Annotated in this window: 4 protein-coding genes; all 4 read right to left on the bottom strand. The window is 39.0% G+C overall.

Going from position 1 to position 5,865, the window contains the following annotated elements:
- Positions 1 to 697 (bottom strand): F-box protein (locus tag NEOC95_RS01800; RefSeq protein ID WP_213151145.1); only part of this gene is annotated, 697 nt, incomplete at its 3' end.
- Positions 698 to 1,237: 540 nt separating this feature from the next.
- Positions 1,238 to 2,407: a leucine-rich repeat domain-containing protein gene (locus NEOC95_RS01805; RefSeq protein WP_213151147.1), complete on the bottom strand. Its 1,170-nt coding sequence runs from the start codon at positions 2,405 to 2,407 to the stop codon at positions 1,238 to 1,240.
- Between the two features lie 602 nt (positions 2,408 to 3,009).
- Entirely contained in the window at positions 3,010 to 4,089 is a 1,080-nt protein-coding gene (locus NEOC95_RS01810) for a leucine-rich repeat domain-containing protein (protein ID WP_213151149.1), read from the bottom strand.
- A gap of 331 nt (positions 4,090 to 4,420) precedes the next feature.
- Positions 4,421 to 5,695, bottom strand: a complete 1,275-nt coding sequence (locus tag NEOC95_RS01815; protein WP_213151151.1) for an F-box/LRR-repeat protein — start codon at positions 5,693 to 5,695, stop codon at positions 4,421 to 4,423.
- Between the last annotated feature and the right edge of the window lie 170 nt (positions 5,696 to 5,865).

Genomic DNA, 5,865 nt, shown 5'->3' on the forward strand with positions numbered 1-5,865 from the left:
GTATTAGCTTATTCTCTGCTGCAAAGGCACTAACCATGTGAATTGCTTTTCCTTCACGAGCTATATCATGCGAGCCTCTTGCGGTGAACTGGTTTTGATTTAAGTCAAGGATCTGCAGCTGAGACAATTGGCCTATTTCTGAGGGTAAATAAGTCAAGCCTGCTCTAGATAAATCTAAAGTCGTGATGTTTTTACAATTTTCTTCAATCCAATCTCTAAGAAGCTCTCCTTTTTTCTCTAGAGGTAAGTGCTTAATTTCTTCTCGGCTCAAGTATTCTTCCCCACCAGGAAGTTTTTTCCAAAATAAAAGGCGATTAACATTTAAGAGATAAGAAGAGTAGTTAGCCAGCGTTAATCCCCTTTTTTCTTCTGTTTTCTCTTTAAATTCCAAAGGAGAAATGGATTTAGCTAAGGTAAAAACTTGTTTAAAAACTTGATAAACTTTTTCAGCAGAGGTAAGGCCAGGATTGAGTTGATAAACTTCAGCTAACAGAAGAGTTTGCTTGGTACTGGCACTCCCTCTGGGAAAATGAAGCTGGGCTATTTTTTTATAAAGAGAAGGCATCACTTTAGAAGCCAGCAGATGATGCCATCTTTTACAGACGCTTAATAAGGAAGGAACTGCGCAAGCCTCTAAGATAGGGAGTAGCAATTCATTGGGTAAGCTTTCAATGGAGACTGAAGAGATAGGATGCATTTTATTTCCTTGGGTAGTAATAACTTTTTCAGCATTTTTATTTTTTAAAGACAAAATAAAAAATTAAAAAAGCCAGTCAAACGAATTCGTACCCTCATAATAAAAAACAGCTCCTTGATGATCTACCACTGGCACTTTTTTTCCAGATAGATTTAAAGAAAGGAGGGGGGCCTTCCAAGCATTTAGGAGCAGCCACAGGTTTTGAGGATTAAGTGACGCGGCAATTTTGGTTTGGCTAAAAGAATGAGATTGATTCTTTGCCTTATTTGAGAAAAACGGCTCTTTTTGGCGCAATGTTTTAATTCTTTTATCGAATGATGGAATACAATACGCCAGTTTCTTCCTGTTAAGAAAAGTTGTTCTCCCAGCCATAAAACACTCTGCAGAAAAAGAGAAAAGCTTCTTGTCGTTATAATGTGTAGGTTAGTTTAAGCTTGCCTAGTTGCGGGAAGAAAAGCGAATTGCATCTTTAAAGATAAGATGGCTAAAAGTTTTATTTCATTATAGCTCACCCCAATTTAAAAAGTACTTACGACCATTCTACAATCGAAAACGCTGCCTTATTTTTTTGTCGATATCTTTTAAAGGATTTGCCGCTAATTTAAGCGTTTGCAGCTGAGACAGCTGCCCGATTTCTGCAGGAAGGCTGGTGAGCTGGTTTTGGTTTAAGTAAAGCCATAGCAGCTCAGACAGCTGCCCGATTTCTGCAGGCAGGTTGGTGAGCTGGTTTTCTCTTAAATCAAGCTCTTGCAGCTGATATAGCTGCCCGATTTTTGCAGGCAGGCTGGTGAGCTGATTTTGATTTAATACAAGTCGTACCAGCTGAGACAGCTGTCCGATTTCTGCAGGAAGGCTGGTAAGCTGGTTTTGGCTTAAATCAAGCAATTGTAGCTGAGATAACTGGCATATTTCTGCAGGAAAACTGGTAAGCTGGTTTTGGCTTAAATCAAGCAATTGTAGCTGAGATAACTGGCATATTTCTGCAGGAAAACTGGTAAGCTGGTTTTGATTTAAGTAAAGATATTGCAGCTGAGACAATTGACCTATTTCTGTAGGCAGTGCGGTAAGCTGGTTTTCTCTTAAGTCAAGCACTTGTACCTCAGACAGCTGCCCGATTTCTGCAGGAAGGCTGGTAAGCTGGTTGAATCTTAAGCTAAGCACTTGCAGCTTAGATAACTGGCATATTTCTGGGGGTAAATAAGTCAAGCCTACTCTAGATAAATCTAAATTCGTGAAGTTTTTACAATTTTCTTCAATCCAACCTCTAAGAAGCTCCCCTTGTTTTTCTAAAGGTAAATACTTAATTTTTCCTTGACTTAAGTATGCCCCTCCACCAGGCAGTGCTTTCCACATTAACAGACGATTAATATTTATAAGATAAGAGGCATAGTTAGCCAATGTAAAACACCTTTTTTCCTGGGTTTTCCATTTAAATTCTAGCTCCGCAGGAGCAAGGGATTTAGCTAGAGTAAAGGCCTCCTTGAAGATTGTCCTAGCTTTTTCTCCTTCAGAAAGTCTATTTTCTAGCTTATAAATTCTATCTAAAATAAAAGCCTGCTTGTTAATATCCCCTTGAGAAACATGTACTTTACCTATTTGTTTATAAAGAGAAGGCATTACTTCAGAAGCCAGCAGATGATGCCATCTTTTACAGACGCTAAATAAGGAAGGTGCTGCGCAAGCCTCTAAAGATAGGGAGCAGCAATTCATTGGGCAAGCTTTCAATAGATGCCGAAGAGATAGGATGCATTTTATTTCCTTGGGTAGTGATAACTTTTTCAGCATTTTATTTATTAAAGGCAATATAAAAAAAATTAAAAAAGCAAGTCAAACGAATTCGTATCCTTATCAACGAATTCGTATCCTTATCAACGAATTCGTATCTTTATCAAGGAAAAACAACTCACAAATAATCTACTACGCTTTTTTTTCAAATAGATCCAAAGAAAGGGTGGAGGCCCTCCAAGCATTCAAAAGCAGCCACAGGTTTTGGAGAGTAAGTGACGCGGCAATTTTGGTTTGCCTAAAAGAAGGAGACTGATTCTTTGCCTTATTTGAGAAAATGGCTCTTTTTGGTGCAATGTTTTAATTCTTCTATCGAATGATGGAATATAATACGCCTAGCTTCTCCCTGTCAAGAAAGGTTGTTTTTCCAGCCTAGCAATCTGCAGAAAAAGAGAGAAACTTTTTGTCATTATAAATGTGTAGGTTAGCTTAAGCTTGCTTAGTTGTGGGAAGGAAAGCGGATGACCTCTTTAAAGATAAGGTGGCTAAAAGTTTTTATTTTATTTTAGCCCCTCCCAATTTAAAAATTACTTATGGTCAATCCGCAATCGAAAACGCCGCCTTATTTTTTCTGCAATATCTTTCAAAGGATTTTCCGCTAATTCAAGCTTGGTGAGCTGAGACAATTGCCCGATTCCTGCAGGCAGACTGGTGAGCTGATTATGGCTTAAATCAAGCTTTTGCAGCTTAGACAGCTGCCCGATTTCTGCAGGCAGAACGGTGAGCTGGTTTTGCTTTAAGTAAAGCCCTTTTAGCTGGGGTAGCTGTCCGATTTCTGCAGGCAGGCTGGCAAGCTGGTTTTGGTTTAATTCAAGCCTTTGCAGCCGAGGCAACCGCCCGATTTCCGCAGGCAGGCTGATGAGCTGGTTCTTGTTTAAGTAAAGCCCTTGCAGCTTAGACAGTTGCCCAATTTCTGTAGGCAGAGCGGTGAGTTGGTTTTGATTTAACTCAAGCCCTTGCAGCTGAGACAATTGCCCGATTTCTGCAGGCAGGCTGATGAGCTGGTTCTTGTTTAAGTAAAGCGTTCGCAGCTGAGATAACTGGCATATTTCTGGGGGTAAATAAGTCAAGCCTATTCTAGATAAATCTAAATCCACGATATTTCCACAATTTTCTGCAATCCAATCTCTAAGAAGCTCTCCTTTTTTTTCTAGAGGCAAGTGCTTAATTTCTTCTTGGCTCAAGTATTCTTCCCCTCCAGGAAGTTTTTTCCAAAGCAAAAAGCGATTAATATTCAGCAGATAAAAGGAGTAGTTAGCTAAAGTAAAATATTTTTTTTCTTCAGACTCCCATTTAAAATCTAGAGGAGAAAGAGAACTAGCTAAAGTAAAGATTTGCCTAAAGATTGCATTTACCTTTGCTGTTTCAGAAAGTCTACTTTCTAGCTTATAAATCCTATCTAAGATAAAAGCCTGCTTGTTAATATCCTCTTGGGAAACATGTTCTTTACCTATTTGTTTATAAAGAGAAGGCATCACTTCAGAAGCCAGCAAATGATGCCATCTTTTACAGACGCCAAATAAGGAAGGAGCTGCGCAAGCCTCTAAGATAGGGAGCAGCAATTCATTGGGCAAGCTTTCAATGGAAACTGAAGAGATAGGATGCATTTTATTTCCTTGGGTAGTGATGACTTTTCAGCATTTTATTTACTAAAGGCAATATAAAAAAATTAAAAAAGCAAATCAAACGAATTTGTATCCTTATCAAGGAAAAACAACTCACAAAACGCCTAGCTTCTCTCTGTTAAGAAAGGCTGTCCTCACAGCCTAGCAATCTGCAGAAAAAGAGAGAAATTTCTTGTCATTATAAATGTATAGGTTAGCTTAAGCTTACTTAAGTTGCCGGAAGGAAAGCGGATGACTTGTTTAAAGATAAGATGGCTAAAAGTTTTTTATTTCATTTCAGCTCACCTCAATTTAAAAATTACTTATGGCCATTCTACAATTGAAAACGCTGCCTTATTTTTTCTGCAATATCTTTCAAAGGATTTTCCGCTAATTCAAGCGTTTGCAGCTGAGACAGCCGCCCGATTTCTGCAGGCAGAGCGGTGAGCTGGTTTTGGTTTAAGTAAAGCCATAGCAGCTCAGACAGCTGCCCAATTTCTGCAGGCAGGTTGGTGAGCTGGTTTTCTCTTAAATCAAGCTCTTTCAGCTGAGACAGCTGCCCGATTTCTGCAGGAAGGCTGGTGAGCTGGTTTTGGCTTAACTTGAGCCTTTGCAACTGAAACAGTTGCCCGATTTCTACAGGAAGGTTGGTGAGCTGGTTTTGATTTAAGTAAAGCGCTAGCAGCTGAAACAATTGCCCGATTTCCCCAGGCAGACTGATGAGCTGGTTTTGGTTTAAGTCAAGCTCTTTCAGCTGAGACAGCTGCCCGATTTCTCCATGCAGACTGGTGAGCTGGTTTTGGTTTAAGTAAAGCCTTTGCAGCTGAGACAGCTGCCCAATTTCTGTAGGCAGAGCGGTGAGTTGGTTTTGATTTAAGTCAAGGGTTCGCAGCTGAAATAAATGCCCTATCTCATTAGGAAGATTGGCAAGCTGGTTTTGGTTTAATTCCAGTCTTTGCAGCTGAAACAGTTGCCCAATTTCTCCAGGCAGACTGGTGAGCTGGTTTTGATTTAAGTAAAGCCATCGCAGCTGAGATAGCTGGCATATTTCTGAGGGTAAATAAGTCAAGCCTGCATTAGATAAATTTAGAAAAGTTAAGTCTTTACAATTTTCTTCAATCCAATCTCTAAGAAGCACTCCTTTTTTCTCTAGAGGCAAGTGCTTAATTTCTTCTCGGCTCAAGTATTCTTCCCCACCAGGAAGTTTTTTCCAAAGCAAAAGGCGATTAATATTTAAGAGATAAGAAGAGTAATTAGCCAGGGTTAAGCCTCTTTTTTCTTTTGTTTTCTCTTTAAATTCCAAAGGAGAAATAGATTTAGCTAAGGTAAAAACTTGTTTAAAAACTTGATAAACTTTTTCAGTAAAGGTAAGTACAGGATTGAGTTGATAAACTTCAGCTAACAGAAGAGTTTGCTTGGTACTGGCACTCCCTCTGGGAAAATGAAGCTGGGCTATTTTTTTATAAAGAGAAGGCATGACTTCAGTAGCTAGCAAATGACGCCATCTTCTACAGACGCTAAATAAGGAAGGAGCTGCGCAAGCCTCTAAGATAGGGAGTAGCAATTCATTAGGCAAGCTTTCAATAGAGGCCGAAGAGATAGGATGCATTTTATTTCCTTGGGTAGTGATGACTTTTCAGCATTTTTATTTATTAAAGGTAATATAAAAAAAATTAAAAAAGCAAGTCAAACCAATTCGTATCAGCCATTCCCGCAAATAAAAATTTTAACATTATTTAAAGATAATCCTAAGGTCTGCTTATCTAAAAGCAAAAGGGT

The sequence above is a fragment of the Neochlamydia sp. AcF95 genome, from assembly GCF_018342455.1.
Lineage (GTDB): Bacteria > Chlamydiota > Chlamydiia > Chlamydiales > Parachlamydiaceae > Neochlamydia.

Excerpts from the sequence above, each read along its gene's own strand:
- NEOC95_RS01815 (WP_213151151.1), bottom strand. The coding sequence starts at position 5,695 with ATGCATCCTATCTCTTCGGCCTCTATTGAAAGCTTGCCTAATGAATTG.
- NEOC95_RS01810 (WP_213151149.1), bottom strand. The coding sequence starts at position 4,089 with ATGCATCCTATCTCTTCAGTTTCCATTGAAAGCTTGCCCAATGAATTG.
- NEOC95_RS01805 (WP_213151147.1), bottom strand. The coding sequence starts at position 2,407 with ATGAATTGCTGCTCCCTATCTTTAGAGGCTTGCGCAGCACCTTCCTTA.